At 68.6% G+C, this 23,075-nt stretch carries 28 protein-coding genes; 8 read left to right on the forward strand and 20 right to left on the reverse strand.

The window, feature by feature from the left end; genetic code table 11:
* The gene (locus GO488_RS08835) at positions 1 to 654 is read right to left on the reverse strand and encodes an HVO_0476 family zinc finger protein (RefSeq protein ID WP_162317391.1); all 654 of its coding nucleotides are present in this window, start codon (positions 652 to 654) and stop codon (positions 1 to 3) included.
* Positions 655 to 750: 96 nt separating this feature from the next.
* Between GO488_RS08835 and GO488_RS08840 the strand changes: the two genes are divergently transcribed.
* A complete protein-coding gene (locus GO488_RS08840) occupies positions 751 to 1,167 on the forward strand; it encodes a DUF1648 domain-containing protein (protein WP_162317392.1) in 417 nt (138 codons plus the stop codon).
* 18 nt (positions 1,168 to 1,185) lie between these two features.
* On the opposite strand, the gene GO488_RS08845 is transcribed toward GO488_RS08840, so the two are convergent.
* On the reverse strand, positions 1,186 to 2,139 hold the full coding sequence (locus tag GO488_RS08845) for an aminopeptidase (RefSeq protein WP_162317393.1): 954 nt from the start codon (positions 2,137 to 2,139) through the stop codon (positions 1,186 to 1,188).
* 166 nt (positions 2,140 to 2,305) lie between these two features.
* On the opposite strand from GO488_RS08845, the gene GO488_RS08850 reads away from it, so the two are divergent.
* Positions 2,306 to 3,370, forward strand: coding sequence for a type II glyceraldehyde-3-phosphate dehydrogenase (locus tag GO488_RS08850; protein WP_162317394.1), 1,065 nt, complete (start codon positions 2,306 to 2,308; stop codon positions 3,368 to 3,370).
* Between the two features lie 42 nt (positions 3,371 to 3,412).
* Here GO488_RS08850 and GO488_RS08855 read toward each other — a convergent pair whose 3' ends face one another.
* Genes GO488_RS08855 through GO488_RS08875 form a run of 5 tightly spaced genes read right to left on the reverse strand, consistent with a single transcriptional unit; the run spans position 3,413 to position 6,488 of the window.
* On the reverse strand, positions 3,413 to 3,904 hold the full coding sequence (locus tag GO488_RS08855) for a metallophosphoesterase (protein ID WP_162317395.1): 492 nt from the start codon (positions 3,902 to 3,904) through the stop codon (positions 3,413 to 3,415).
* A gap of 57 nt (positions 3,905 to 3,961) precedes the next feature.
* Positions 3,962 to 4,681, reverse strand: a complete 720-nt coding sequence (locus GO488_RS08860) for a type 1 glutamine amidotransferase (RefSeq protein ID WP_162317396.1) — start codon at positions 4,679 to 4,681, stop codon at positions 3,962 to 3,964.
* A 58-nt stretch (positions 4,682 to 4,739) separates the two neighbouring features.
* Complete coding sequence (locus tag GO488_RS08865; RefSeq protein WP_162317397.1) at positions 4,740 to 5,177, reverse strand: DUF2085 domain-containing protein; 438 nt, start codon at positions 5,175 to 5,177, stop codon at positions 4,740 to 4,742.
* A 1-nt stretch (position 5,178) separates the two neighbouring features.
* Positions 5,179 to 5,685 carry an NINE protein gene (locus GO488_RS08870; protein ID WP_206674391.1) on the reverse strand — a complete coding sequence of 169 codons (507 nt, stop codon included), beginning with the start codon at positions 5,683 to 5,685 and terminating at the stop codon, positions 5,179 to 5,181.
* Between the two features lie 26 nt (positions 5,686 to 5,711).
* A complete protein-coding gene (locus GO488_RS08875) occupies positions 5,712 to 6,488 on the reverse strand; it encodes an alpha/beta fold hydrolase (RefSeq protein ID WP_162317398.1) in 777 nt (258 codons plus the stop codon).
* 83 nt (positions 6,489 to 6,571) lie between these two features.
* Between GO488_RS08875 and GO488_RS08880 the strand changes: the two genes are divergently transcribed.
* Positions 6,572 to 8,431 carry a cation:proton antiporter domain-containing protein gene (locus GO488_RS08880; RefSeq protein ID WP_162317399.1) on the forward strand — a complete coding sequence of 620 codons (1,860 nt, stop codon included), beginning with the start codon at positions 6,572 to 6,574 and terminating at the stop codon, positions 8,429 to 8,431.
* A 31-nt stretch (positions 8,432 to 8,462) separates the two neighbouring features.
* On the opposite strand, the gene GO488_RS08885 is transcribed toward GO488_RS08880, so the two are convergent.
* The 4 genes from GO488_RS08885 to GO488_RS08900 form a co-directional block, all read right to left on the reverse strand.
* Positions 8,463 to 9,380, reverse strand: a complete 918-nt coding sequence (locus tag GO488_RS08885) for a DUF4013 domain-containing protein (RefSeq protein ID WP_162317400.1) — start codon at positions 9,378 to 9,380, stop codon at positions 8,463 to 8,465.
* Between the two features lie 73 nt (positions 9,381 to 9,453).
* On the reverse strand, positions 9,454 to 12,237 hold the full coding sequence (alaS, locus tag GO488_RS08890; protein WP_162317401.1) for an alanine--tRNA ligase: 2,784 nt from the start codon (positions 12,235 to 12,237) through the stop codon (positions 9,454 to 9,456).
* A gap of 66 nt (positions 12,238 to 12,303) precedes the next feature.
* Complete coding sequence (locus GO488_RS08895) at positions 12,304 to 12,924, reverse strand: archaellin/type IV pilin N-terminal domain-containing protein (protein ID WP_162317402.1); 621 nt, start codon at positions 12,922 to 12,924, stop codon at positions 12,304 to 12,306.
* A gap of 92 nt (positions 12,925 to 13,016) precedes the next feature.
* Positions 13,017 to 13,994 (reverse strand): replication factor C small subunit, encoded by a 978-nt coding sequence (locus GO488_RS08900; protein ID WP_162317403.1) that lies wholly within the window; start codon positions 13,992 to 13,994, stop codon positions 13,017 to 13,019.
* A 579-nt stretch (positions 13,995 to 14,573) separates the two neighbouring features.
* Here GO488_RS08900 and samp2 point away from each other — a divergent pair.
* Positions 14,574 to 14,774: a ubiquitin-like small modifier protein SAMP2 gene (gene samp2 / locus GO488_RS08905; protein WP_162317404.1), complete on the forward strand. Its 201-nt coding sequence runs from the start codon at positions 14,574 to 14,576 to the stop codon at positions 14,772 to 14,774.
* Positions 14,774 to 15,142 carry a GNAT family N-acetyltransferase gene (locus GO488_RS08910; RefSeq protein WP_162317405.1) on the forward strand — a complete coding sequence of 123 codons (369 nt, stop codon included), beginning with the start codon at positions 14,774 to 14,776 and terminating at the stop codon, positions 15,140 to 15,142. Before samp2 ends, GO488_RS08910 begins: the two co-directional genes overlap by 1 nt.
* A 71-nt stretch (positions 15,143 to 15,213) precedes the next feature.
* Here the strand turns inward: GO488_RS08910 and GO488_RS08915 are convergent, their stop codons facing one another.
* The 5 genes from GO488_RS08915 to larB all read right to left on the reverse strand — a co-directional run bounded on the left by GO488_RS08915 (position 15,214) and on the right by larB (position 18,463).
* The gene (locus GO488_RS08915; RefSeq protein ID WP_162317406.1) at positions 15,214 to 15,666 is read right to left on the reverse strand and encodes a pyridoxamine 5'-phosphate oxidase family protein; all 453 of its coding nucleotides are present in this window, start codon (positions 15,664 to 15,666) and stop codon (positions 15,214 to 15,216) included.
* A gap of 24 nt (positions 15,667 to 15,690) precedes the next feature.
* Complete coding sequence (locus GO488_RS08920) at positions 15,691 to 17,079, reverse strand: phosphoglucomutase/phosphomannomutase family protein (RefSeq protein WP_162317407.1); 1,389 nt, start codon at positions 17,077 to 17,079, stop codon at positions 15,691 to 15,693.
* A 31-nt stretch (positions 17,080 to 17,110) separates the two neighbouring features.
* A complete protein-coding gene (locus GO488_RS08925) occupies positions 17,111 to 17,410 on the reverse strand; it encodes a GIY-YIG nuclease family protein (RefSeq protein WP_162317408.1) in 300 nt (99 codons plus the stop codon).
* Between the two features lie 27 nt (positions 17,411 to 17,437).
* Positions 17,438 to 17,587 (reverse strand): DUF7563 family protein, encoded by a 150-nt coding sequence (locus tag GO488_RS20190; RefSeq protein ID WP_422111214.1) that lies wholly within the window; start codon positions 17,585 to 17,587, stop codon positions 17,438 to 17,440.
* A gap of 102 nt (positions 17,588 to 17,689) precedes the next feature.
* Positions 17,690 to 18,463: a nickel pincer cofactor biosynthesis protein LarB gene (larB, locus tag GO488_RS08930; protein WP_162317409.1), complete on the reverse strand. Its 774-nt coding sequence runs from the start codon at positions 18,461 to 18,463 to the stop codon at positions 17,690 to 17,692.
* Positions 18,464 to 18,719: 256 nt separating this feature from the next.
* On the opposite strand from larB, the gene GO488_RS08935 reads away from it, so the two are divergent.
* Entirely contained in the window at positions 18,720 to 18,887 is a 168-nt protein-coding gene (locus tag GO488_RS08935) for a DUF1931 domain-containing protein (protein ID WP_162317410.1), read from the forward strand.
* Positions 18,888 to 18,989: 102 nt separating this feature from the next.
* On the opposite strand, the gene rpiA is transcribed toward GO488_RS08935, so the two are convergent.
* On the reverse strand, positions 18,990 to 19,670 hold the full coding sequence (gene rpiA / locus GO488_RS08940; RefSeq protein WP_162317411.1) for a ribose-5-phosphate isomerase RpiA: 681 nt from the start codon (positions 19,668 to 19,670) through the stop codon (positions 18,990 to 18,992).
* Between the two features lie 59 nt (positions 19,671 to 19,729).
* Between rpiA and GO488_RS08945 the strand changes: the two genes are divergently transcribed.
* Together GO488_RS08945 and glmM are read left to right on the forward strand one after the other, a co-directional pair.
* Positions 19,730 to 19,900, forward strand: a complete 171-nt coding sequence (locus GO488_RS08945) for a hypothetical protein (protein ID WP_164509630.1) — start codon at positions 19,730 to 19,732, stop codon at positions 19,898 to 19,900.
* A gap of 64 nt (positions 19,901 to 19,964) precedes the next feature.
* A complete protein-coding gene (glmM, locus tag GO488_RS08950; RefSeq protein ID WP_162317412.1) occupies positions 19,965 to 21,281 on the forward strand; it encodes a phosphoglucosamine mutase in 1,317 nt (438 codons plus the stop codon).
* Between the two features lie 107 nt (positions 21,282 to 21,388).
* Here glmM and GO488_RS20195 read toward each other — a convergent pair whose 3' ends face one another.
* The 3 genes from GO488_RS20195 to GO488_RS08960 all read right to left on the reverse strand — a co-directional run bounded on the left by GO488_RS20195 (position 21,389) and on the right by GO488_RS08960 (position 23,054).
* A complete protein-coding gene (locus GO488_RS20195) occupies positions 21,389 to 21,547 on the reverse strand; it encodes a DUF7563 family protein (protein ID WP_044952319.1) in 159 nt (52 codons plus the stop codon).
* Between the two features lie 233 nt (positions 21,548 to 21,780).
* Complete coding sequence (locus GO488_RS08955; RefSeq protein ID WP_162317413.1) at positions 21,781 to 22,836, reverse strand: DUF7972 family membrane protein; 1,056 nt, start codon at positions 22,834 to 22,836, stop codon at positions 21,781 to 21,783.
* Positions 22,833 to 23,054, reverse strand: coding sequence for a DUF4177 domain-containing protein (locus GO488_RS08960; RefSeq protein WP_162317414.1), 222 nt, complete (start codon positions 23,052 to 23,054; stop codon positions 22,833 to 22,835). The genes GO488_RS08955 and GO488_RS08960 overlap by 4 nt, the downstream gene beginning before the upstream one ends.
* Positions 23,055 to 23,075: the final 21 nt, after the last annotated feature.

A 23,075-nucleotide genomic window follows, 5' to 3' on the forward strand; every position in this document is an offset into this window, starting at 1 on the left:
CTACCAGGCCGACCACGCCGTCGAGGACTCGTCGCGGACGTACAGCCGGTTGATGTCCTTCGCCACGGCGCTGTCCCCCTCGAAGTCCATCTTCTCGTGGTCGTAGCCGTGGGCGTCGTCGCGGACGTGGATCCCCTCGACCGTGAACTCCTCGTCGCCGAACTGCTCGGTCTCGCCGACGACGAAGTCGTAGTCGCCCGGCACCTGCAGTTTGAAGCTCTCGGTCTCATCGTGGCGGCCGTCCTTCGGGTGCATCGTGACGTTGACGGCGACGTTCCCGACGGCCCGGGACCAGATCGTCTCGACGTCGTCGACGGGGGTCTCCTCGGTGCGGCCTTGATCGGTCTCCAGACTGGTAATTCGGACCGTCATGACGGCCTCCTCGGTCTCTAAGAGGAACTCCTCGCCGACGGCGAGGTCCTCGTCGTCGGGGACGTCGACCTGCGCGGTGAACGATTCGCCGTCCTGCGAGACGACGACGTCGCGCTGGACGGTGTCGTCGTCCGGTAACTGTTCCTTGTGGACGTGGTCGCAGTCGGTACAGCGGACGGTGACCTGTCCACCGGGTTTGAGCACCTCGTGGACGGTCTCCAAGTCCGGCGAACAGGCCGGACAGGGGAGCGCGACGCGCTCCCCGGACGTGACGTCGGTCATACGTCGGCGTTGACGGGCCGGGCGTAAATGGTCGTCGGCACGCGCTCGTCACGAGCGAGACGCACGGTTAAGGCCCTCGCTGGCGTCCGCGACGACATGCGCCTCGACAGGCGGACTGTCTCCGTCTCGGCTCTCCTCATTGCCCTGACGGCCCTCGCCGGCGTCGTCCTCTACCCGCGACTGCCGGCCAAGGTAGCGATCCACTTCTCGGCGTCGGGGACACCCGACAATTACGTCTCGAAGGCGGTCGCAGTCACGCTGTTGCCCGCACTCATGCTCGCGACGCTGTGTCTCATCGAGGTCGCGATGCGCGCGGACCCGCCCGACGATCCGCGTACGGGTGCCGTCGTCACGGTCGCCACGATGGCGCTCATGGCGGCCGTCCACGGGTTGGTCCTGGCGTGGAATCTCAGTTATCCGGTGCCGTTCGACCTCGTCCTCCTCGGCGTGGCCGTCTGGACGGTGGCCGTCTGCGGGTACGCGGTTCGCCGCGAGGGGTTGAATCTCGGCTGATGCTCACTCCGTTCGCCGTTACTCGCCACGTGGAAGGTCCACTTCTTCCCCATCCGCGTAGACGGTCGGTTCCGTCAGGATGCCGTCCAGGTGGATGGGCGCGTGGGTGTCGCCACCGATGGCGTGGTCGTCGCCGATGGCGATGTGGACGGTACCGCCCGCCTTCTCGTCTAAGAGAACGGAGCCGACCAGTTCGGTGACGGCGACGTTGGTGCCGATGCCCAGCTCCGCGAGGTTGTAGGCGTCCCGCCCGACCTCCTCGGCGGCCGTCTCGATCTGGCCGCGGATCTCGTCGTCGCTGACGTCGGTGACGTAGCCGTCCTCGACCTCGAAAGAGAGTTCGAGGCCGTCGAGTTTCCCGTGCGGGCGCATCGTCCCGTCGACGACGAAGGTGCCGTCGGCCGTCTCGGGGGCGAGAAACACCTCGCCCGCGGGGAGGTTCGACATCGCGCCGGGCTCGTGGACGATGCCCGTATCGAGGTTCCACTCCCGCGAGCCGACGCCGAAGGTGATGTCCGTGCCCTGCGGCGAGGTGACGCGGATCTCCTCGGCCCCCTCGACCTGTGCGAGAACGTCCTCGCAGTGCTGGCGGATGGCCTCGTAGTCGGCGTCTAATCCCATCCGGAAGACGTCTTCCGTGATGCCGGGGAGCGTGGCGACGCGAGCGCCGGCGGCGTTGGCCTCGCTTCTGGCCTCGGTGTGGGTCAGGCTCTTGGTCGTCGGCGCGAGCACCACGTCGGCGGCCTTCATCGCCCCGGCGACGGGAGCCGGCGGTTCCTCGCCGTGTTGGTTCCCCGGCGGGTAGCGCAGAATGATGGTGTCGTCGGTTATCTCGCCGGCGACGCGGTAGAGCGCCTCGCCGATGGCCTCGCGCTCGTCGTCGGTGACGATCGCACAGGACTCGTCGGCCCGTAGGTTCATGCACTGTTCGACCGCCGTCTCGGCCGGCGCGCGAAGCGAAGCGTCGTCCATATCACCGGGTCGGTCCCCCGTCGGATTAACTCTTGGTGGCCCGCCGTCTCCCCGCCGTGTGCGGGTTAATAGCACGGTTTTCGGCGAGAAGAGTACAACTATCCGAGTTAATTTCTTCTTCTTATCTACCGCAAAGAATATACTCCGGCCGCGAGAACAGGTGGGTATGCTCCACGTGGGCATCAACGGCTTCGGCACCATCGGCAAGCGAGTCGCCGACGCGGTGCGCACACAGCCGGACATGACTGTCGCTGGCGTCGCCAAACGGTCCCCGAACTTCGAAGCTACCATCGCACATGACCGCGGATACAACCTCTACGCTGCAGACGGGCAGGCCCCGTTCGACGGTGCCGGACTGACGACCGCCGGGACGGTCCACGACATGGTCGAGGCCAGCGACGTCGTGGTCGATACCACGCCAGGCGGCGTGGGCGCGACCAACGCCTCGCTGTACGAGGAACACGACACGCCCGCGATCTTCCAGGGCGGCGAGGACCCCGACGTGGCCGACGTGAGCTTCAACGCCCGCGCGAACTACGACGCCGCGGTCGGTGCCGACACCGCTCGCGTAGTTTCGTGCAACACGACCGGACTCTCGCGCCTGCTCGCGCCGCTCCGGGAGAGCTACGGCGTCGAGAAGGCGCGCATCACGCTCGTCCGCCGGGGCGGTGACCCCGGCCAGACGTCGCGCGGCCCGATCAACGACACACTGCCGGACCCCGTCGAGATCCCGTCTCACCACGGTCCCGACGTCCAGACGGTCTTCCCCGACCTCGACATCGACACGATGGGGATGAAAGTGCCGACGACGCAGATGCACACCCACAGCGTCAACGTCACGCTCGACTCCGAACCGACTTCCGAGGAGGTCCTGGACCTCCTCGGCCGGGAGACGCGGCTGTTCCTCGTCCCGGAGACCCTCGGCATCGACGGCGCGGGCAAGATCAAGGAGTACACTCGCGACGCCGGCCGCCCGCGCGGCGACGTCTGGGAGAACTGTATCTGGGCCGAATCGGTCACCGTCGAGGGCCGGGACCTCTATCTGTTCCAGGCCATCCACCAAGAGGCCGACGTGGTCCCCGAGAACATCGACGCCGTCCGCGCGCTCTCGGAGCGGACCGCGAGCGCCGAGCAGAGCATCGAGCGCACCAACGACGCCCTCGGCGTCGGCCGCGGCCTCGTCCAGCACGAGGGAGAGATCCGCCGGGCCGAAAACGTCGCCGACGACTGAGTCACGCCGGTCTCGACTTCGATTCTCGCGTCGCCGTTCGGTCTACTCCAGTTCGTGAAAGGTCACGTCGCCGGTATCGGTGTCCAGCGTCGCCACCGAGAAGTCGTCGGGGGCCGGCGGGATGCCGATGCCGCCGGGGTTGATTCGGGTCGTCCCCTCGTACTCTTCGGCCCCCCGGTCGTGGGTGTGGCCGGTGAACACGTAGTCGTAGGTCCCACACTCGATGAGGGCGTCCACGATGGCACCGCTCGTCCCGTGGTAGACGGCCACCTCGGCACCGTCGAGGGTCAGTTCGCCCATCTCGCCCATGTAGGTCCCGAACTCCTCGACCGCCGACTGGAGGTCCCACTCGCCGTCGTTGTTGCCTCGGACGGCGTAGAACTCCCAGTCGCCGTCCCACGGCGTCGCGGAGAACGGGGCGACGAAGTCCCCGCAGTGGACGACCGTCTCGACGCCGGCGTCGGCGAAGGTATCCACGGCGGCGTCGACTAACCCGGTGTTGTCGTGCGTATCTGAGACGATTCCGACCTGCATAGACGGGCGTTCAGCCGGGGGTCACAAGAACGTACTCCCTGCACCGGGCCGACCCTATCAGTCGTCGGAGGTCGCCGGCGACCGCTGCCCGTCGGCGTCGGCCGACCGCCGGGCTCGGACGTAGTCGGTGAAGTTCTCGAAGAGGCGCTTGGTGTCACAGGCCGCCCGGTAGTTCTCCTCGGTGATGCCGTCTAAGACGCCCTGAATCCGCTCGTCGGGGAGGTCCTTCCCCTTCGTCACCGACTCGGCGGTCTCGGTGTCGTACTCCGGGTGGAACTGGACGGCGAAGACGTCGCCCTTCCGGAAGCCGTGGACGCCGTAGTCGTTCTCGGCGAACCGCTCGGCCCCCGGCGGGAGTTCGGCGACGTGGTCGGAGTGGGTGGTGAAGGCGGTGAAGGACTCCGAGACGCCGTCGAGCAGCGGGCTCTCTCCGGTGTGGTCGATAGTCCGATACCCGATCTCGTACTCGTCCATCGGTTCGACGCGGCCGCCGAGGGCCTGTGCGAGCAGTTGGTGGCCAAAACAGACGCCCAGCACCGGCAGTCCGTGGTCGATGGCATCGCTGACCCATCCCTCGAGGGCGGTGATCCACTCCTCGTCCCAGTAGGCCGACGCGCGCGAGCCCGTGACGACGCAGGCGTCGAACGCGAAGGAGTCGGGTAGTTCGCGTTCGGTGGCGTCGTACTCCACGAGGTCGGCGTCGAGCTCCCGGCGGAAGTTCCGTCGGTTGTCCTCGCCGTCGTGGGCCGCGTTCAGTAGCGCGATGCGCAGACTCATCGTTCCAAGTCAATCTGTCGAGCGTGATAAGCCTTCTATCTCCCCGAAGTTCTGCCGCTCATTCGGAGACCGACCGCAGGCCGACCAGCGCGAGCGTCCCGTACCCGACCGCGACGGCCGCGAGTCTCGGCTGCCACGTCGTCAGGAACCACGGGACTGCGAGGCCGTAGGCCAGACCCAGTAGCCCGCCGGTGGCCGTTCGGACCGTGTTCCTCCCGCGATGGCCTGTGAATGTCGTGAGCGCCCAGTCGACGAGCGCCGGGAGCGGTCCGAGCGCGACGACGGGGAACCACGCGCCGGGAGCGACGCCGAGGCGGAAGGCGAGGACACCGAGAGCGATGCCGGGATAGATACCCGAACAGCGCGCACAGACGAGAATCGTCCGTCCGGCGACGGGCAGGCGGTGACACCGGTAGCGCTCGTCGGCGGCGTGATGGGAGAGAAGGTACGGGGCCGTCGCGGCGAGCCCGCGTCGCAGTTCGCGTCGGCGCGACATCTCAGTCCCGGTCGACGTACTGGCGCTGGAACTCCTCGTCGGTCTTGGTCAGATAGATGATCCCCTCGACGATTCCGGCGATGCCGGGCAGCCCGGTCCAGAAGAGACAGAGATAGAGGACGCCGAACGTCGTGTTACCCAGATAGAAGTGGTGGACGCCGAAACTCCCCAGAAGGAGCGCGAAGATGCCCGCCGTGACTCGGTCCTTCTCGCTGGTCGCGGCGGTCGCCGCGCTTCCCTCGACGCCGCCCTGTGACGCGCCACAGTCGGGGCAGAAGTTGGCGCTCGCGTCGATGACCACGCCACAGGAGCGGCAGTACTTCTCGCCCGGACCCGCCGTCTCGCCGACCGCCGACTCGTCGGCGGCGGTATCGCTATCCGTATCGGTGTCAGTATCGGCGTCGTACTCGGCCATCTCGTCGCCGGGCGAGCCGACCGGTCCGTCCTCGTCCGAACTCCGGCCGCCTGACGACCGGTCGTCGTCCGCCTCGTCGTCTCGGGGGGACATACACCGTTCAATCGGCGCGCCGGCGGTTAAAACTCGGGGTCGGCGTGTTCGTCCAGAAACGCGGTCAGCCGGTCCGTGACGGCCGCCGAGTGCTCGACGAAGCAACAGTGCCGTCCCTCGACGGCCGCGGCGGTCCCCCGCGGGAGGTCCGCGGCCAGCGACTCGGCGGCGTCGGCCGGGACCACCGGATCCTCGACGCCGTAGTACAGTTCGGTCGGTTGGGTTATCTCGTACAGCGGCGGCGCGTCGAAGTCGGTCATCGCCGCGGCCTGCGCCGCGAAGGCGTCGCCCGCGGCGTCCTCCTCGCGTCGCCACTCGGTGATCCGCTCGACGAGAGCCGACGTGCGCTCGCGGAAGGCTGGCGAGAACGCCCCGTCGAGTGAACTCTCCTCGCCCGCGTCCAGCGAGAGCGAACGGAGCGCCGCCTCGTCTACGTCGCCGCCCGACGCGGCGGTGCAGTAGAGCGTCAGCGTCCGCGCGCGGCCGTACTCGTGGGCGTACCGGAGCGCGACCATCCCGCCCAGCCCCGCGCCGACGAGGTGGACGCGCCCGACGCCGCGGTCGGCGAGGACCGCTTCGAGGTCGGCGGCGAGCGTCTCCACGTCGTAGGGGCCGGCCGGCGCGTCGGAGTCGCCGGTTCCCCGCAGGTCCCAGACCAGCGTCTCGAAGGGGCCGGAGAGCGCGTCGTAGTGCCAGCCCCAGATCCACGCGCCGTAGCCGACGTCGCCGACGAACGCCACCGTGGGGCCGTCGCCGTCGGTCTCGTAGTGCAGCGACACGCCGCGGTTCGTTGCGGTCGGCATCGCTCGACGATTGCCCCGGCGACGGGGTGGCTCTTTCGGTCGGAACCGCTTAACACGGCGGAGAGTGAAGCAATACCAGACCCGTGTCCGCCGCAACGTCACTCGTCGGTGCCGTGGTCCTCGTCGCCGGCCTCGGCGTCACGGCACAGCTCGTCGCCGACCGATTGCAGGTCCCGAGCGTCGCGTTCCTCCTCGTCGCGGGCGTCGTGGTCGGCCCGGAGGGATTCGGCGTCGTCCGCCCGGAGCTGTTCGGCGAGGCCGGCCTGCAGACCATCGTCGGCCTCAGCGTCGCCATCATCGTCTTCGAGGGGGCCTTTCACCTCACGGCCGAGCGGGTGAAAGAGGCCTCCCGGGAGGCGCTCGGGCTCGTCACCGTCGGGGCGCTGGTGTCGCTCGTCGGCACCACGCTCGCCGTGCGCTTCGTCTTCGGCACCACGTGGCCGGTAGCGATGCTGGTCGGGTCGCTGCTGGTGGCGACCGGGCCGACGGTCATCACGCCCATCATGCAGGTGGTGCCGGTCAGAGACCGGGTCGCGGCGGCCTTAGAGACGGAGGGGATCATCAACGACGTCATCGCGGCCATCCTCGCGGTGGCGACCTTCGAGTTCGTCACCACCGCGGCGTCGCCGCTGGTGGTCGTCGAGGCGTTCGTCGCCCGGCTCGCGGTCGGTATCGGCGTCGGACTGTTGGTCGGCGGACTCGCCGCGCTCCTGCTCCGTCGGCTGTCGCTCTCGCGGGACAACGCGCCCCAGAACGCCCGGTTGGTCGTCCTGACGGCGGCGCTGGCGGCCTTCGCCGTCGCCAACGCGTGGCTCACCGAGGCGGGCATCGCGGCGGCGGCCGCGGCCGGTCTCGTCCTCGGGAACGCCGACATCCCCCACGAGGACGTGGTCGCGGAGTTCAAGGGCGGGGTCACGGTGTTCGTCCTCTCGTTCGTCTTCGTCGTCCTCGCGGCGCTGCTCTCGATCGACGACCTGCGGGCGCTCGGCGTCGGCGGGCTGCTCGTCGTCGTCGCCGTCGTCGCGCTCGTCCGCCTCCCCGGCGCGTTCCTCTCGACGGTCGGCGGGTCGATGACGAGAAACGAGCGGCTGTTCGTCGGCCTCGTCGGGCCGCGCGGCATCGTCCCGGCCAGCGTCGCCACGCTGTTCGCCATCGAGCTGCGGCCGACGAACCCCGAGGCCGCGACGGTGCTGGTCGGGACCGTCTTCTCGGTCATCTTCGCGACCGTCATGTTTCAAGCCAGTCTGGCCCGTCACCTCGCGCAGGCGCTGGATATCGTGCCAACCACCACACTCATCGTCGGCGCCGGCCGCGTCGGCACGGAACTCGCGGACCGGTTCGAGGCCCGCGGCGAGGAGGCCGTACTCGTCGACCGCGACTCGGACGCCGTCGAGCGGGCGCGCGCCGAGGGCCACCGCGTGGTCCACGGCGACGCGACGGACACCGCGACGCTCGACGCCGCCGACGCCGACCGCGCCGGCGTCGTCGTGGCCGCGACGGCCGACGACGACGTGAACCTGCTGGTCGCTCAGCTCGCGGCGACCCGGTTCGACGTGGAGAACGTCGTCGCGCGGGCGAACCGGCCGGACAACCTCGCGGCGTTCGAGGACCTGGACGTCGAACCGATCTCGGCCGGCTTCGCGGTGGCCGACGCCATCGACGACGCCATCGAGCGGCCCGCGCTGAGCCACTGGCTCGCCGACGCGACCCGGACCGGCGACGTCCTCGAAGTCGAACTGCGGAACGACGCGCTCGTCGGCCGGCCCGTCGGGGAAGTCACGGCTGACCTCCCCGACGGCTCGCTGGTGGCGATGGTGAGCCGGGACGGACAAGACCGGGTCCCCGACGGCGAGTTCACGCTCGACAGCGGCGACCACCTCACGCTGGTCTGTGAGACCAACGACGCGATGCGGACCGCGCGCCGGCTGTGTCAGGGCGAGTGAACCGACGCTCGCGGTGAGAGAGAACGGCCGGTCAGGGCGACCGAGCAGGGACCGTCTCGGTCGCCGTCGTCCGCGCCGAATCGTCGGCGTCGGGGGCGATCTTGGGAACGGTTCCCGCCTCGGCGGCCGCCCGGTACTGATACCCCCAGAAGGCAGCGAAGACGTAGCTCGCGTACGTCGAGACGAACACCGGGCCGACCAGCGTCAGGAGCGACGCCACCCAGAGCATCGTCGCCGCGAACCCGAGAACGAGCGAGCCCGCGAACGCGGCCAGATAGTGCGTCGATAGGGCGAACGCGCCGGCGTAGCGGCCGGTGAACGCCCGAGTGATTCGCCCCGTCACCGCGTAGGCGGTCAGCACCGCCGGCGTGACGTAGAGGCCCGCGAGCGCCGTCAGCGCCACCGCGAAGTCCGAGAGGGGACCAGCGAGGCCAGCCTGTTCCGTCACCGCCGCGACGGTCGCGCCGACGACGGCGGTGACGACGGCGAGGACGGCCGTCGCGACGGCCAGCCGCAGGCCGTCGACGAACAGGCGGCCGAACTCGTCGAACTCCGGGGGGTCCGCCCGCCCGTTCGCGGCCCACTCGATCAGACGGAAGACGTAGCCGTACGTGAACAGGCCGACGAACGGGATCACCGCCCCGAGGAGCGCGACGATGCTCCCCAGCAGGAACGGCTCGTAGCCGGCCCGAGAGGGGTAGTACAGCCCGAACGAGAGACTGCCGCGCTCGTAGGGGCCGGCGTCCCCCTCGGCCGTCGCGTCGCGTTCGCCGGCCATGTCGACCCGTCGGCGCGACTCGGTCGTCTCGCGGGTATCGGCGATTTCCCCGGATTCGACGGCGTCGGCCCCGGCGGCCTCGTCGCTCGGTTCGTGCCGTTCGAGCCCGCACTGCGGACAGAAGGCGTCGGTGGTCGATACGGCGGCCCCGCAGGCCGTACAGTGGGGCATACACTCGGCGATTCGACCGGCGAGAACATCGTTCTTTCGACGCGACAGGTCACGCCGCTGGTGCGAACCCCGCTCAGGCGTTGGCGACGGAGCGCAGGATCTCGCCGGCGTCGGCGAGCGCGTCGTCCAGCGCGTCGGCGTCGGGACCGCCCCCCTGTGCGAAGTCCGAGGGACCGCCGCCGCCGCCGCCGACGCGGCCGGCGAGTTCGCCGACGACCGCGCCGGCGTCCACGTCCACGCCGTCGGGGACGGCGACCACGAACTGCGCGCCGTCGCGTCCGGAGCCGAGCACGGCGATGTCGCCCTGTTCGACGACGGCGTTGGCCTGTGCGCGCAACTCGTCCATGTCGGCGTCGATGCGCTGGACGACCGCGGTGGTGCCGCCGACGTCGACCTCCTCGGTGTCCGCGCCGCCGGCCGCGCGGGCCTCGGCGAGTTGCTCCTTGAGGTCCTCGATCTCCTTGCCGCGGGCCTTCCACTCGTCGAAGAAGCGCTCGGCCGTCTCGGGGACCGCGTCCGGGGCCACGTCGAGTATCTCGGCGGCCTCGTAGAGGGCGTCCTCGGTGCGCTGGGTGGCCTCGATTGCGGCGTCGCCCGCGGCGAAGGTCAGGCGGATGACGCCGTCCTGGATCCGCTCGGTGCCCAGCAGTTTGATGGCACCGATGTCGCCGGTGCGGGCGACGTGGGTCCCGCCGCAGGCCTGGATGTCCTCGGCGACCTGGATCAGACGGATCTGCTCGCCGGCCGGGATGCCGCCCTGATAGAGGTCGAAGCCGTGTTTCTTCTCGGCCTCGTTGCGGTCGGGCCACTCCTGGGTGACCGGGACGTTGTCCTGGACGAGGTCGTTGGCCACCGACTCGATCTCCTTGACCTGCTCGCGCGTGACCGACTCGTAGTGGCGGACGTCGATGCGCGAGGAGTCGACGCCCTTCTGTGCGCCGGCCTGCCGGACGTGGTTGCCGAGGACCCGCCGGGCGCTGTGGACGACGATGTGGGTCGCCGTGTGGTGTTGCATCAGACGCTTGCGCCGCGTGGCGTCGATCTGCCCGCGGACGAACTCGCCCTTGCCGGGGTCGGCGTCGACGGTGTGGACGATGACGTCGTCGTAGCGCTGGACGTCCTCGACCTCGGCGGTCACGTCGTCGGTCGCGAGCGTCCCGTGGTCCGGCGGCTGGCCCCCGCCCTCCGGGTAGAACATCGTCTGGTCGAGCACCACGTCGAACCGCTCGTCGTCGCGCTCGAACACCTCCAGCACGACGGCCTCGAACTCGGTTCGCTGCTGGTCCTCGTAGTAGAGCCGGTCGGTGTCCGGAAGCTCCGCGAGGCGGTCGGCGTAGGGCACGCCCTCCGTCTCGTCGGCGGCGGTCTCGCCGCCGTGGCGCTCGGCGACGACCGAGTAGAAGTCGTCGGGCACGTCCACGTCGACGCCCTTCTCGCCGGCGATCTCTTCGACCATGTCCGGCTGGATGCCGTGGGAGTCGTACAGCTCGACGAGTTCCTCGACGGGAATCGGTTCGTCCTTCTCGGCGTATTCGTCGGCGAGCTGGCGGACGCGGCGGCCGCCCCTATCGAGGGTCTCGCGGTACTTCTCGACCTCCGTGCGGACGATGTCGCGGATGGTGTCGCGGTTCTCGTAGTCCAGGCGGTCGGCCTGCATGTCGACCAGTTCGTCGAGCGGCGCGTCGACGCCGACGTTGTCGACCAGCCGCTTGGTGCGCCGGAGGACCATCCGCGCGAGGTAGCCCGTCCCGACGTTCGAGGGGACGATGCCGTCGCCGAGCATGTACGCCAGCGTGCGGCAGTGGTCGGCGATGGCGTAGATGTCCTCCAGCGGGGCCATCAACTCGCGCATCTCCTCGACGCTGACGCCGACGTGTTCGGCGATGGTGTCCCGCTCCGCTTCGATGTCCTCGGCCTCGTCGATGTCCATCCGGCCCGCCAGCTTCGCGGCGTTGTGGACGATCGCCTCCTCCTCCTCGGACAGTTCGACGCCCGCGTTGTCCTTGAGGAACTCGATCATGTCAGGGTAGACCGCCTCGTACACCGTTGGAGTGCCCTGTGAAACCCACGTCCAGCGCTCCAGCCCGTAGCCGGTGTCGACGACGTAGGTGTCCATCTCCGAGTAGCGGTTGCCGTCCTTCATCTCGATGTCGCCGTCGGGGTCCTGTTCGAGGGACATGAAGACGAGCGTCGCCAGCTCCGCGCCCTCGTAGATGACCTCGAAGGCGGGGCCGGCGTTGCCGCCGCCGACCCACGGGTCCTCGATGAGCGTGAGCTCGTCGACGTCCGCGCCCATTTCCTCGAACAGCTCGACGCAGTAGGCGACGGTCTCCTCCTTCCAGTAGACCTCGCCCTCGTAGGCGTACTCCTCGGGGTCCTCGATGTGCTCGCGGGCGTTGAACGCGTGGTGGGCCATCATCTCGAAGGCCATCGTGTGTCGCCCGGTCTTGCCGACGTTGTCGATGTCCTGCATCCGGATGCAGGGCTGGCTGATACAGAGGGGGTTCGCCGGCGGCGGCGTCGTCCCGCTGGTCACCAGCGGCTGGAAGTCGTAGATCGACGCCTGGGTCAACAGTACGTCGTCGCGCCAGCGGTTGGCGGCGACCGGGTACGGGTCGATGCGCGTGTGGCCCCGCTCCTCGAAGAAGGAGAGGAACGCCTCGCGCATCTCGCCGAGGGCGTACTCCTCGTCGAAGCCGGGGTTGTCGATGAACCCGTACTCCGCACAGGGGGGCTCGCCGCAGGTGTCGCGGTCGGCCCGCGACCAGAACATGTCGCCGCACTCGCCGCACTCCTGTCGGGTGAATCCCGACTCCTCGAAGTAGTCGAGCTGGTAGGCGTCCGAGAGGTCACTCATTGGCGTACTGTTGGCCCAGCAGCGGGTAAAACAGTTCCGAAGGGGTAGTGCGCGTGCCCCGAGCGGTCACACCGCCACCGCTGAACCGCCAGAGAGCGTCTTCGGGACGACGATGCGCTCGATGGTCGTCGCGCCCGACGTGGTCGTGATCCGGACCGTCGCCGTCTCGCCCTCCGCGAGTTCCTCGCCGAACTGGTTGCCGTCCGTGACGACATCCCTGCTTCCGATGTCCAGCGTGATCGTGAACCGGTCCTCCGTCGAGTCGAGGACGGGCAGGGAACTGTCGTCGTCCTGCACCTCACTGACCCCGAAACGGCCGTCCGGCGACCCCGACGCGCCGCTCTCGGCCAGTTGGTAGTACGACCCGCTGGGGCCGACCCACTGCACCGTCGCCTGCCCGAGGTCGACGTTCCCCGACCCCGGCGCTTTCTTGATGGTGAGTCTCACTACGCCGACCTCGTTGTCCGAGAAGTGACTTCCGGTCGCGCTGACGACCTGGACGCGATTGGTCGTCGAGTCGCTCGATTCCTGGCCGGTCGCCTCCGCGGAGTTCTGGAGGAAGCCGGCCGTGTTGATGAGGACGCCCGCGGCGATGGCGGCGACCAGCACCATCGCGATGAACACGATGAGGGTCCCGATACCCACCTGCCCCCGCTCGTCCGCCCGCTCCTCTCGCAACCGATACATTTCAATCAGTGATACTGTCTCGACTGCTCCCGTATAAATCTCCGTGAGTGATTATCGTCGGTGAAAACAGGCGAAACAGCCGCGCGTGAGGGCTATTCGGGCTGGGCGAGCGAGGCCAGCATCGCCTCCAACTGCACCGTCTCGTTGGCCCCCTGGGTGATGCGATAATCGGTCTCGCCGACGCGTTCGAGGATGCGGACCGCCGCCTCGTCGTCCACGTCGAACTCCCAGACCGACCGGTGCAACTGGTCGATGACGTCGCCGCCGGCGATCCCCTCCTCGGTGAGCAGGCGGTCCAGCGTCGCGCGCGCGGCGGTGAAGTCGCCGTCGAGCGCGGACTGGACCATCTCGTGGATCTCCTCGGGCCGGGCCGTCGAGGTGATGGCGTACACCGCCTGTTCGTCCACCGTGTCGCCGCTGACCGACGCCGCCTGCAGGCCGTTGATGGCCTTCCGCATGTCGCCGTCGGCGGCGTAGACCAGCGCGTCCAGTCCGTCGTCGGTGAGTTCGATGCCTTCCTCCTCGGCGATGTGGCGGATCTCGGCTTCGACGGCGTCGTCCGACAGCGGCGAGAACCGGAAGACGGCACAGCGGGACTGGATGGGGTCGATGATCTGACTGGAGTAGTTACACGAGAGGATGAACCGGACGTTGTTCGAGAACTGCTCCATCGTCCGACGCAGGGCCGACTGGGCGTCGCTCGTCAACGCGTCGGCCTCGTCTAAGAAGATGATGCGGTACTCGTAGCCGCCGAAGCTAGTCCGCGCGAAGTTCTTGATGCGGTCCCGCACCACGTCGATCCCCCGCTCGTCGGAGGCATTCAGTTCGAGGAAGTTCTCCTGCCAGTCCTCGCCGTACAGCTCGCGGGCGATGGCCGTCGCGCAGGTGGTCTTTCCAGTTCCCGCGGGGCCCGAAAACAGCATGTGGCTCAGGTCGTTGCGGTCGACGTAGCTCTGGAGTCGGCCCACGATGTCCTCGTGGCCCATCACGTCCCCGAGCCGCTCGGGCCGGTACTTCTCGATCCACACCTCTTCGCGTCCCGCCCGCGACTCGGACTCGGCCTCGCTCATGCTCTGAGGGAAGCGTGGACCGCCCTTAAACGAACCGCTAGCAGTGTCTGGAAGAGGCGGTATCGAGACGAATACTGCAGTCTTCTACGGCAGAGATGCCATCGAAAGTGCCATGACCCACTGCACCACGAACAACCGGACTACGTTTCAGAACAGCCAGAAAGCCCCGAGCGTCTCGACTCGCGTGTCTCGTTGCGCGCTTCCTTCGCTCACTACGCTCGCTCAGTCCAGTGCTTACGTCGTCAGGCTTCGGCCGAGACGCTCGCCCCTCTCAGTCCCAGCCCGTGGGTCGTCCGCTCGGGCCGGACTGAAAGGGGCCGCTCGCTGGGCGTTCGAGATCGTTCGAAAGGCGCATAGCGCCTTTCGTGATGACGAGAGAGCTTCGCTCTCTCGAACCACGAAGTAAGGACCGCAGAGAGCGAAGCGAGCGAGGACCGCAGCAAGTCGCAGTAGCCCAGCGAGCGGGGGCTTTCTGGCGGTTCACGAATCCGGTCCGTCTCGATACGGTTCATACAGAGGGCGAAGTCACAATAACGCCTAGCCGACACACTCAAGCCCACGATTACGATAGACAAGGCCATGAACGTCACTGTGGAGGTGGCCGGCGAGGACACCCACGAACTCAGCGTGGACGACGACGCCACCTACGCCGACCTGCTCGGGCCGCTCGACCTCTCGCCGCACGAGGTGTCGGTGCTGGTCGGAGATCAGACGGTGCCGACCGACCAACCGGTCGAGGCCGACCGCGTGCGCGTGGTCCGGCTCATCAAGGGCGGATAGTGTCGGTTCGCGAGGCGACCGCCGCGGACCTGCCCGACGTGATGAACGTCCTCGACGGCGCGGCGCTCGCCGTCGACGCGGAGACGGTTCGAGCGAGCATGGGTTCGGGTGGAACGCTCGTCGCGGTCTCCGAGGACGGCGAGCGCGTGCTGGGGGCGCTCGTCCTCGACGGCTGCCGTATCGAAGCCGTCGCGGTCCGCCGGCGGCGACGGGGACAGGGCATCGGGACGGCGCTGGTCGAGGCGGCCGGCGAACGCCGCGAGCGGCTGACGGCGGCGTTCGACGCCGACGTTCGACCGTTCTACGCGAAACTGGGGTTCGAAATCGAAGACGGCGACGAGTCCGGACGGCTGCGGGGCGAACGATAGGATCAGGTCTCGGTGACCGGGACTCGTCGCTGAATCGGCCGCCCGAGTCTCGGGTCGCGTCGTCGTCCCCTTCAGTTCGTCCGACCCGCCAACTCCTCGATAGAGAGCTCGTAGAGCGTCAACTCTACCTCCTCTAGGGCCTCGTCGAAGATCCGTATCGGCGCGAACCGCTCGTTGATGGTAACGGCGTCGTAGGCCGGGTCGCCGGCCGGGACTTCCCGTACTGGCCCGCGAGCGAGGACGCTCCAGCCCCGCTGTGCGTCGGGGTCGTCCGTGGCCGCCACTTCGTAGACGACGTAGGTCGCCGTCTCCGTCGCCTCGATGTAGGCGGCCTTCCGGCTGTCTGGGGACTCGCCCAGTCTGAAGTACAGCGCGCCGTCCTCGTAGTGATGAAACACCGGGACGGCGTAGGCGTCGCCGCCGTCGGCCAGCGAGAGGACACCGTGTGGCGTCTCTCGTAGGTGTCGCTCTACTTCGGCTTCGGTCATGCCCTCGGTGTAGGCGAAGGAGACGTCGAGGTCCATGCCAGACGTACGCACGCCGTAGCGTTAAACCAGCGGTGCGACGAGTTCCCGACCGGCCGACAGCAGTTCGTCCAGTCGCTCCTCGCTACTCGCCTCGGCGTAGACGCGGAGCTTCGGCTCGGTGCCCGACGGGCGGACGAGCACCCACGTCCCGTCGGCCAGTCCGATCTTGAATCCGTCGACGGTGTTGACGTTCTCGACGGCCTCGCCGGCCACCGACTCGGGCAGTGCCGATTCCAGTTCGTCGAGAACCGGTTCCTTCCGCTCCTCGGGGCAGTCGACGCTGATTCGGCCCTGGTGGATCTCGCCGTGTTCGGCGAGCAGGCGGTCGACGCGGGCGTCGAGCGACTCCTCGCTGTCGGCGGCGGCGGTCACCAGCGCCAGCAAGACGCCGTCCTTGTTCCGGAGGTGGTCGGCGAGGCCGAACCCGCCCGACTCCTCGCCGCCCATCAGGGCGTCGTGGTCGGCCATCGCCTGTGCGACCCACTTGAACCCGACGGCGGTCTCGTGGACCGATTGGTCGTGGGCCTCCGCGACCCGGTCGACGATGCTGGACGTGGAGACGGTCCGCACCACGTCGCCCGACCGAGTTTCGAGCAGGTAGTCGTACATCGCCGCGAAGTAGAGGTTCGGGTCGAGGTAGCCCCGCTCGGGCGTGACGACGCCGAGGCGGTCGGCGTCGCCGTCGTTGACGACGCCGAGGTCGGCGTCGCCCTCGCGGACGCGCCGGATCAGCTCCTCGACGTTCTCGGCGGTCGGTTCCGGGGACCCGCCGCCGAAGTCGGGGTCCCGCGTGTCCCGCATCGCCGTCACGTCCGCGCCGGCGCGTTCGAGGAGCGCGTCCGTGACGCCGCGACCGCTCCCGTGCATCGCGTCGTAGGCGACCGAGAGGCCCTCCAGATCGGCATCGGCGTACTCGATGGCGTGGTCGGCATAGTCGGCGACGAGGTCCGCCTCGGTGACCGACCCCCACTCGTCCTCGGGCAGTGACTCGGGGTCGGCGAGGTTCGAGACGATCTCCTCGGTCGTCTCGGGGAGCCCTGGCGCGCCCGAGTTCGGAATGAACTTCACGCCGTTGTACTCCGGCGGGTTGTGGCTCGCGGTGATCTGGAGCGCGCCGGCCAGCCCGCGCTCCGTGACCGTCCACGCGACGACGGGCGTCGGCGTGTCGCGGTCGGGGAGCAGCACGTCGAACCCGTTGGCACACAGCACGCGGGACAGTTCCTCGGCGAACCCGCGCGAGGTCTCGCGGGCGTCGTAGCCGACGGCGACCGTCCCCGCCTCGCCGCGCTCTCGAAGCGTCGTGGCGACGGCCTGTCCGACCATCCGAACCCGGGGGGCGGTGAACTCGTCTAACGTCGCTCGCCACCCGTCGGTGCCGAAGGTTATCGCCGCGGCGTCGTCTTCGTCCATGCGCGTCACCTCACGGCGCGCCGGCAAAAAATCACCCGTCGTCGCGGGGGTCAAGTGACTCGGGCGCGTCCGCTCCCTCGACCAACCGCTCCTTTCGGGAGCGGGAGAACTGCTTTATCTCGTACTCCCGGCTCATGGCCGCGGATTTCGACTCGAAGCGCTCGACGTGGACGAGTTCGACCGGCGTCCGGCCGCGCGTGTACTTCGCGCCGTCGCCCTCGTCGTGTTCGCGAACCCGTCGCTCCACGTCGGTCGTGTAGCCGGTGTAAAAACTCCCGTCACTACACCGCAGGACGTACGTGTAGTGACCAGGGCTCCGCGTGGTAGTCATCGCACGATGCGGGCGGCCCAGCGGGCCTCACACTTGGTGGGCGCGTTCTTTCGACACCTCGGCGATGCCAGCGTTCGCCGAGCAGTTCGGACAGGCCCGGATATCTCCGCCTTCGTCCGCGAATACACGGGCGAACTGGTCCGAGACGTGCGCGCCGCAGTGATTACATTCAGGCATCGTGTTCGTCGGCGACACCACCGCCGACGTCTGAATCGAGGGGTCCCGGAGGGATATTCGTTTACCCAATTATGTAGGTATTCTCCCCCAATTTCCCGTTTTTCAGTCATCTGTGGCCCGAGCGGCGTCGACCTGTCTGGCGATGAGCCCCGCCTGCGCGCCGGCGGTGAAGCCCGCGTCGACGTTGACCGTCGAGAGCGCGGTACAGGACTGAAGCATTCCCGAGAGAGCCGCCTCGCCCTCGCCGGCGTGGCCGTACCCCGTCGAGACCGGCAGCCCGATGACCGGCGTGTCCACGAGGCCGGCGACGACGGTCGGCAGCGCCCCTTCCCGGCCCGCCGCGACGACGAGGACGTCCCGGTCGCGCAGGCGGTCCACCGCGTCGATGGTCCGGGCGATGCTGGCGACGCCGACGTCGGTGACCCGCGTAACCTGTGCGCCCATCTCGCGGGCCATCATCGCCGCCTCGCCCGCCGGGACGGCGTCGGACGTGCCCGCGGTCACGACGGCGACAGCGGCGTCGAGTTCCGGTCGCTCGAAGGCGGGCGCCGTCGCGACGAGCCAGTTCGACCGCTCGTTCCAGCGCACCGTTGCGTCCGGTTCGAGCGTCGCCAGTTCGTCTCGGACGGCGGCCGCCGCCGAGGGGTCGATCCGCGTGACGATGGCCCGCCCGGTCGTCTCGACGGCCGTCGCCGCGAGGTCGGCGATCTCGCCAGGTGTCTTTCCGTCGCCCAGTACCGCCTCCGGGATGCCGGAGCGGGTCTCGCGGGCCGCGTCGAACCGGCCGGCGCCGCTCGTTGCGTAGCCGGAGAGTCGTGCCTCGGCCTCGGCGGGAGTCAGGTCGCCCGCCGCGACCGCGTCGAGTAGGTCGCGCATGCCCACCTCTCGGAGGTCGGGCTACTCCTATTCGTCGGTCCGCGACGAGCGCGCGCGAGGAAGGCAATTGGGCGCGCTGGCTCTCACAGAAGACGTTTTCCCCGGCGTATGCAAACACCACCCGCGATCCCCCCCTTCGAGCGGGTCATTTATATAGTCGATTCCGGCCAAAAACCTCTCAAACCCCCGTGAATACCGGCGAGAGCGAACGCATTGGGGAAAGTATTTAAGCGGCCCCTTCGGATGAGAGGAGTGTATGGCAGACCTAATCGTCAAAGCCGCTGTGAAGGAAGAGCTCGATGACATGAACGTAGCCTCGGACTTCTACGACGCCCTGGACGACGAAGTCGAGGAGCTGCTCTCGGACGCCGCCCGCCGAGCCGAGGAGAACGACCGCAAGACGGTCCAGCCGCGCGACCTGTAAGGTCGGCTCTTCAACCAGTCTTTCTTTCGACGCGAGCGCCGAGTAGCGACGGCGTAATCCGCGACGACGCCGTTCGAGGGGACGAGCGACAGCGCCGCTCGGCTACGGTTCGCGGACGGTGACGCCGTCCTCGCTCCCGACGTAGACGGCGTCGGCCAGCCCGACGAACAGGCCGTGCTCGACGACCCCCGGCGCGGTCGAGAGGGCCGTAGCGAGGCGCTCGGGGTCGGCGATCTCGCCGAACGCACAGTCGAGGACGAGGTTGCCGTTGTCGGTGACGACCGGGCCGTCCTTCCGCTCGGCCCGCCGGAGGTCGGGGTCGCCCCCCAGCGCCTCGACGCGCTCGGCGACGGTCGAGCGGGCCGCCGGGAGCACCTCGACCGGGACCGGGTGCGAGAGCGCCTCGGCCTCCTTCGTCGGGTCGGCGACGACGAGGAAGCGATCGGCGCTCGCGTCGACCACCTTCTCGCGGGCGTGGGCCGCGCCGCCGCCCTTCACGAGGTCGCCGCCGGCCACCTCGTCGGCCCCGTCGATGGCGACGTCGACGCTGACCTCGTCCAAGTCCGCGAGCGGAATCCCCTCCTCGCGGGCGAGCTCGCGCGACTGGAAGGACGTCGGGACGCCGACCGCGTCCAACCCGGCGTCGACCCGCCGCCCGATTGCGCGGATCGCGTGGGCCGCGGTGCTGCCGGTCCCGAGCCCGACGACCGCCCCGTCCTCGACTGTCTCGGCCGCCGCCTCGCCGGCCGCGCGCTTCGCCGCGTCGGAGCCGCCCTGTTTCATGGGCGAACGTCGCGCCGAGGCGGACAAAACGTTTGTTCTCCGGACCGCGTTCTCCTCGTATGGAGTGTACGTACTGTGGGTTGCCGGTCGAGGACCACGACCCGCTCTATCTCTCGACCGCTCCGGAGAGCGAACCGACCGCACAGTTCTGTAACTACGGCTGTCTGGCGACCTACATCGACGAGGAGGAACTCACCACGGGCACGGCGTGTAGCTGGTCGCCGGAGTGAGTCCCGCTAGCGAGGACCCCGCCGTAGTCGGTATCCTTTTGCGCTCGCCGGACGCTCCGTCGGTATGACTCTGTTCGGGACTAGCGGCATTCGCGGACCGGTCGGTGAAACGGTGACGGCGGACCTCGCGCTGTCGGTCGGCCGGGCGCTCGGCGTCGACAGCGACCGCGTTGTGGTGGGACGGGACCCGCGGGGGAGCGGCGAGTTCCTCCAGTCGGCGCTCGTCGCGGGCTTACGCGAGAGCGGGACCGACGTGGTGGACGTGGGTCTGGCGTCGACGCCGACGGTGGGGCGGGCGGTCGGCTGGCACGACGCCGACGCCGGCGTCTCCGTCACCGCGAGCCACAACCCGCCGCAGGACAACGGGCTGAAGCTCTGGCAGCCGTCGGGGCAGGCATTCGATAGCGAGATGCGCGAGACCATCGAGGGACGCATTCACGAGGGCGCGTTCGACCCCGCCGACTGGGACGAGACCGGTGGCCTCGAATCGGCCGACGCACGAACACCTCACGCCGAGGCCATCCGAGCAGCGCTCGACGCCGACTCGCTCGACAGCGACGTCGTCGTCGACGTGGGCAACGGGGCCGGCGGCGTCACCCCCGACGCGTTGCAGTCGCTGGGCTGTCACGTCGAGACGCTCAACGGTCAGCCGGACGGCGCGTTCCCCGGCCGGCCGAGCGAGCCGACCCCCGAGAACTGCGAGTCGCTCTCGACGCTGGTCGAGGCCTCCGACGCCGACGTGGGAATCGCCCACGACGGCGACGCCGACCGGATGCGTGCGGTGGCGGGCGACGGCACCTACCTCTCGGGCGACGTGCTGCTCGCCATCTTCGCGCGCGCCGCCGCCGAGGCCGGCGAGCGAGTCGCCGTCCCGGTCGATACGAGCCTCGCCGTCGCGGACCACCTCGCCGAGATCGACGTCGACGTCGAGTACACGCCGGTCGGCGACGTCTACGTCGCCGAGGCCGCGAGCGAACCGGGCGTCGCCTTCGGCGGCGAACCCAGCGGCGCGTGGATATGGCCCGACCGGACGCTCTGTCCCGACGGCCCGCTGGCGGCCTGTACCGCCGTCGCGCTGGACGCCGAGCGCTCGCTCGCCGACCGGGCCGCCGAGGTGCCCGACTACCCCATCCGCCGGGACAACGTCGAAGTCGAGGACAAGGGCGCGGTGATGTCCCGCGTCCGCGACAGCGTCCTCGACGAATACGACGACGCGACCACGCTGGACGGCGTCCGCGTCGACCTCGGCGACGGGTGGTTCCTGCTGCGAGCCAGCGGCACGCAACCGCTGATCCGCATCACCGCAGAGGCTCGCGAGGAAGAACGGGCGGACGAGGTGCTGGCCGCGGCCCGCGAGATTCTGACCGACGCCCGCGAGTAGCGGGCGCGAGTGTATCGCCGCGACTGTCGGCACTCACAGGCTGGCGAACGCCCCGCGCGAGCCACGGTCGCGGGACGAGAGAATCGACGCTTCGACCCTGTTGATAGCTATCCGCGTCGTGTCGACCGGGCCTCTCGGACGTCGGCCCCGTCCCGGATCTTGTCCTCGCACTGCGGGCAGACCCGCGGTTTCTCGACCCCGTTCGGCGTAAAGACACGCGCGTAGTCAGCCGTTACAAAATTGCCGCAGTTCTGGCATTCCGGCATACACCTGCACAGGACGCACTATATCGCCTTAATTGTTGGTGGTTTGGTAAGTGGTGGCACACCGGACACGTCGCGGCGCTTGGCCGCCCGGAACTCGCTCGTGGCGGTGCCGTCCGCCGCGAATGTACCGGCGACGCTTAGAGGGAAGCGGTACCCGAGTGCCAGTGGGGAGCGAGGGCGTCTCCCCCGCCCTCTGCGAGACGCGAATTTCGTCGGTTACCCCGAACGGGACCTCACCGCTGTGAGTCCCGCAGGATCAGCGGTTCGATCGCCAGCGTTCGCTTCGCCACGGTGACGATTCGCAACACGTAGGACGTGAACAGCAAGAACGGGACCAGCGTTATCGTGAACGCGGCACCGACGAGCACCGTTATGTGTGCGACCCCGAACGTGTTTCCGGGAAGCGTCGCCCCGGTAACGGTGGTGAGCATGACGCCAGCGACGAGCAACGCCGGAATCGCCGCGTACAAGATCAACTGCGAGAGAGTGACCAGCGCCCACTCGAAGTACAGCGTCTTCACGTGCTCCCTGGCCGGGCCGAACAAGGAGAGCGCCGTCTTCAGCTCGGTGAGCAGCGTGTTTTCAGGCTCACCGAGGTCTTCGGCGTGGTCGTTCGCGATGCGTTCTACTTGGTAAATTTTCCAGCCGTAGTTGTAGTTGAGCGCCGCGAAGAGCACGTCGAAGGTCCCGAACTCGGCGCCGTCGAGTTGCTCGCGAACCGTCTCGGAGTTCCCGGTGAGGCTCTCGGTGAACTGCTCGACTTCCCACTGGAGCTGGTCGCTATCGATGTCGCTCAACCCGTCGTGAACCGCGTTCGCGCGCTGCTCCGCCACGTCGACGAGATTGCGGAGGAACGCCGACGGATCGGCCGGACTCGGGGAGCCGATGAGTTCCTCGGTGTAGTCCCGGAAGTCCATCGAGTTCTCCATGCGGCTGCGCTGCTCTCCCAGCGGGCCGTTTTCCTGAGAGAGCACTAACTGGCCGATCGTCACGACGAGGGTCGTCCCCGTGATTATCGCGCCGATCATCGTAGAGAACATCGTCTCGATAGTGTCTCCCGACCTGAGCTGTGGGAGGAGCGGTGGCGGCAGAAGCGTCACGAGCGCCACGAAGAGGACGAAGACCGCGAGCGCTAGCACGGCGGTGACGTGCCACCGATTCGCGGCGAGCAACAGCCAGATCTTGACGCGGCTCTCCCCGGCGCGGTCGCGCATCGTGTTGGCCGTGCTGACGTCGACATCGGTATCGACGTTCGGGTTCGCCTCGCCGTCGATGGAATCGGGGCTCACGACGACTCGCTCTCGCTGTCGGCGGTCGACCGCGCGGGTCGCTCGAACACGATGAACTTGGTACCGCCGCCGGTGTAATCGATCGTCTCGACGAGTCGCCATCCCTCCGCGGCGAGCTCGTTCAGCTCCGACTTCGGGTCCTCGGACTCTTTCTTCGTCTCTCCGCGGGGAACTCTGAGCGTCTCGTACTCCCAGCGCTCGCTTTTCGGCTGACTCATCAGTGAAACGTTGCCGTCGGA

The sequence above is a fragment of the Haloarcula limicola genome, assembly GCF_010119205.1.
GTDB lineage: Archaea > Halobacteriota > Halobacteria > Halobacteriales > Haloarculaceae > Haloarcula > Haloarcula limicola.

Bases quoted from the DNA above. Each gene is read 5' to 3' on its own strand.
- GO488_RS08885 (WP_162317400.1), bottom strand. From the start codon at position 9,380: ATGCCCCACTGTACGGCCTGCGGGGCCGCCGTATCGACCACCGACGCC.
- GO488_RS08935 (WP_162317410.1), top strand. From the start codon at position 18,720: ATGGCAGACCTAATCGTCAAAGCCGCTGTGAAGGAAGAGCTCGATGAC.
- GO488_RS08870 (WP_206674391.1), bottom strand. From the start codon at position 5,685: ATGTCCCCCCGAGACGACGAGGCGGACGACGACCGGTCGTCAGGCGGC.
- samp2 (WP_162317404.1), top strand. From the start codon at position 14,574: ATGAACGTCACTGTGGAGGTGGCCGGCGAGGACACCCACGAACTCAGC.
- rpiA (WP_162317411.1), bottom strand. From the start codon at position 19,670: ATGAAACAGGGCGGCTCCGACGCGGCGAAGCGCGCGGCCGGCGAGGCG.
- GO488_RS20195 (WP_044952319.1), bottom strand. From the start codon at position 21,547: ATGCCGGAATGCCAGAACTGCGGCAATTTTGTAACGGCTGACTACGCG.
- GO488_RS08840 (WP_162317392.1), top strand. From the start codon at position 751: ATGCGCCTCGACAGGCGGACTGTCTCCGTCTCGGCTCTCCTCATTGCC.
- GO488_RS08865 (WP_162317397.1), bottom strand. From the start codon at position 5,177: ATGTCGCGCCGACGCGAACTGCGACGCGGGCTCGCCGCGACGGCCCCG.
- GO488_RS08945 (WP_164509630.1), top strand. From the start codon at position 19,730: ATGGAGTGTACGTACTGTGGGTTGCCGGTCGAGGACCACGACCCGCTC.
- GO488_RS08895 (WP_162317402.1), bottom strand. From the start codon at position 12,924: ATGTATCGGTTGCGAGAGGAGCGGGCGGACGAGCGGGGGCAGGTGGGT.
- GO488_RS08855 (WP_162317395.1), bottom strand. From the start codon at position 3,904: ATGCAGGTCGGAATCGTCTCAGATACGCACGACAACACCGGGTTAGTC.
- GO488_RS08900 (WP_162317403.1), bottom strand. From the start codon at position 13,994: ATGAGCGAGGCCGAGTCCGAGTCGCGGGCGGGACGCGAAGAGGTGTGG.
- GO488_RS08845 (WP_162317393.1), bottom strand. From the start codon at position 2,139: ATGGACGACGCTTCGCTTCGCGCGCCGGCCGAGACGGCGGTCGAACAG.
- GO488_RS08835 (WP_162317391.1), bottom strand. From the start codon at position 654: ATGACCGACGTCACGTCCGGGGAGCGCGTCGCGCTCCCCTGTCCGGCC.
- glmM (WP_162317412.1), top strand. From the start codon at position 19,965: ATGACTCTGTTCGGGACTAGCGGCATTCGCGGACCGGTCGGTGAAACG.
- GO488_RS08915 (WP_162317406.1), bottom strand. From the start codon at position 15,666: ATGGACCTCGACGTCTCCTTCGCCTACACCGAGGGCATGACCGAAGCC.
- GO488_RS08875 (WP_162317398.1), bottom strand. From the start codon at position 6,488: ATGCCGACCGCAACGAACCGCGGCGTGTCGCTGCACTACGAGACCGAC.
- GO488_RS08960 (WP_162317414.1), bottom strand. From the start codon at position 23,054: ATGAGTCAGCCGAAAAGCGAGCGCTGGGAGTACGAGACGCTCAGAGTT.
- GO488_RS20190 (WP_422111214.1), bottom strand. From the start codon at position 17,587: ATGCCTGAATGTAATCACTGCGGCGCGCACGTCTCGGACCAGTTCGCC.
- larB (WP_162317409.1), bottom strand. From the start codon at position 18,463: ATGCGCGACCTACTCGACGCGGTCGCGGCGGGCGACCTGACTCCCGCC.
- GO488_RS08860 (WP_162317396.1), bottom strand. From the start codon at position 4,681: ATGAGTCTGCGCATCGCGCTACTGAACGCGGCCCACGACGGCGAGGAC.
- GO488_RS08925 (WP_162317408.1), bottom strand. From the start codon at position 17,410: ATGACTACCACGCGGAGCCCTGGTCACTACACGTACGTCCTGCGGTGT.
- GO488_RS08850 (WP_162317394.1), top strand. From the start codon at position 2,306: ATGCTCCACGTGGGCATCAACGGCTTCGGCACCATCGGCAAGCGAGTC.
- GO488_RS08920 (WP_162317407.1), bottom strand. From the start codon at position 17,079: ATGGACGAAGACGACGCCGCGGCGATAACCTTCGGCACCGACGGGTGG.
- alaS (WP_162317401.1), bottom strand. From the start codon at position 12,237: ATGAGTGACCTCTCGGACGCCTACCAGCTCGACTACTTCGAGGAGTCG.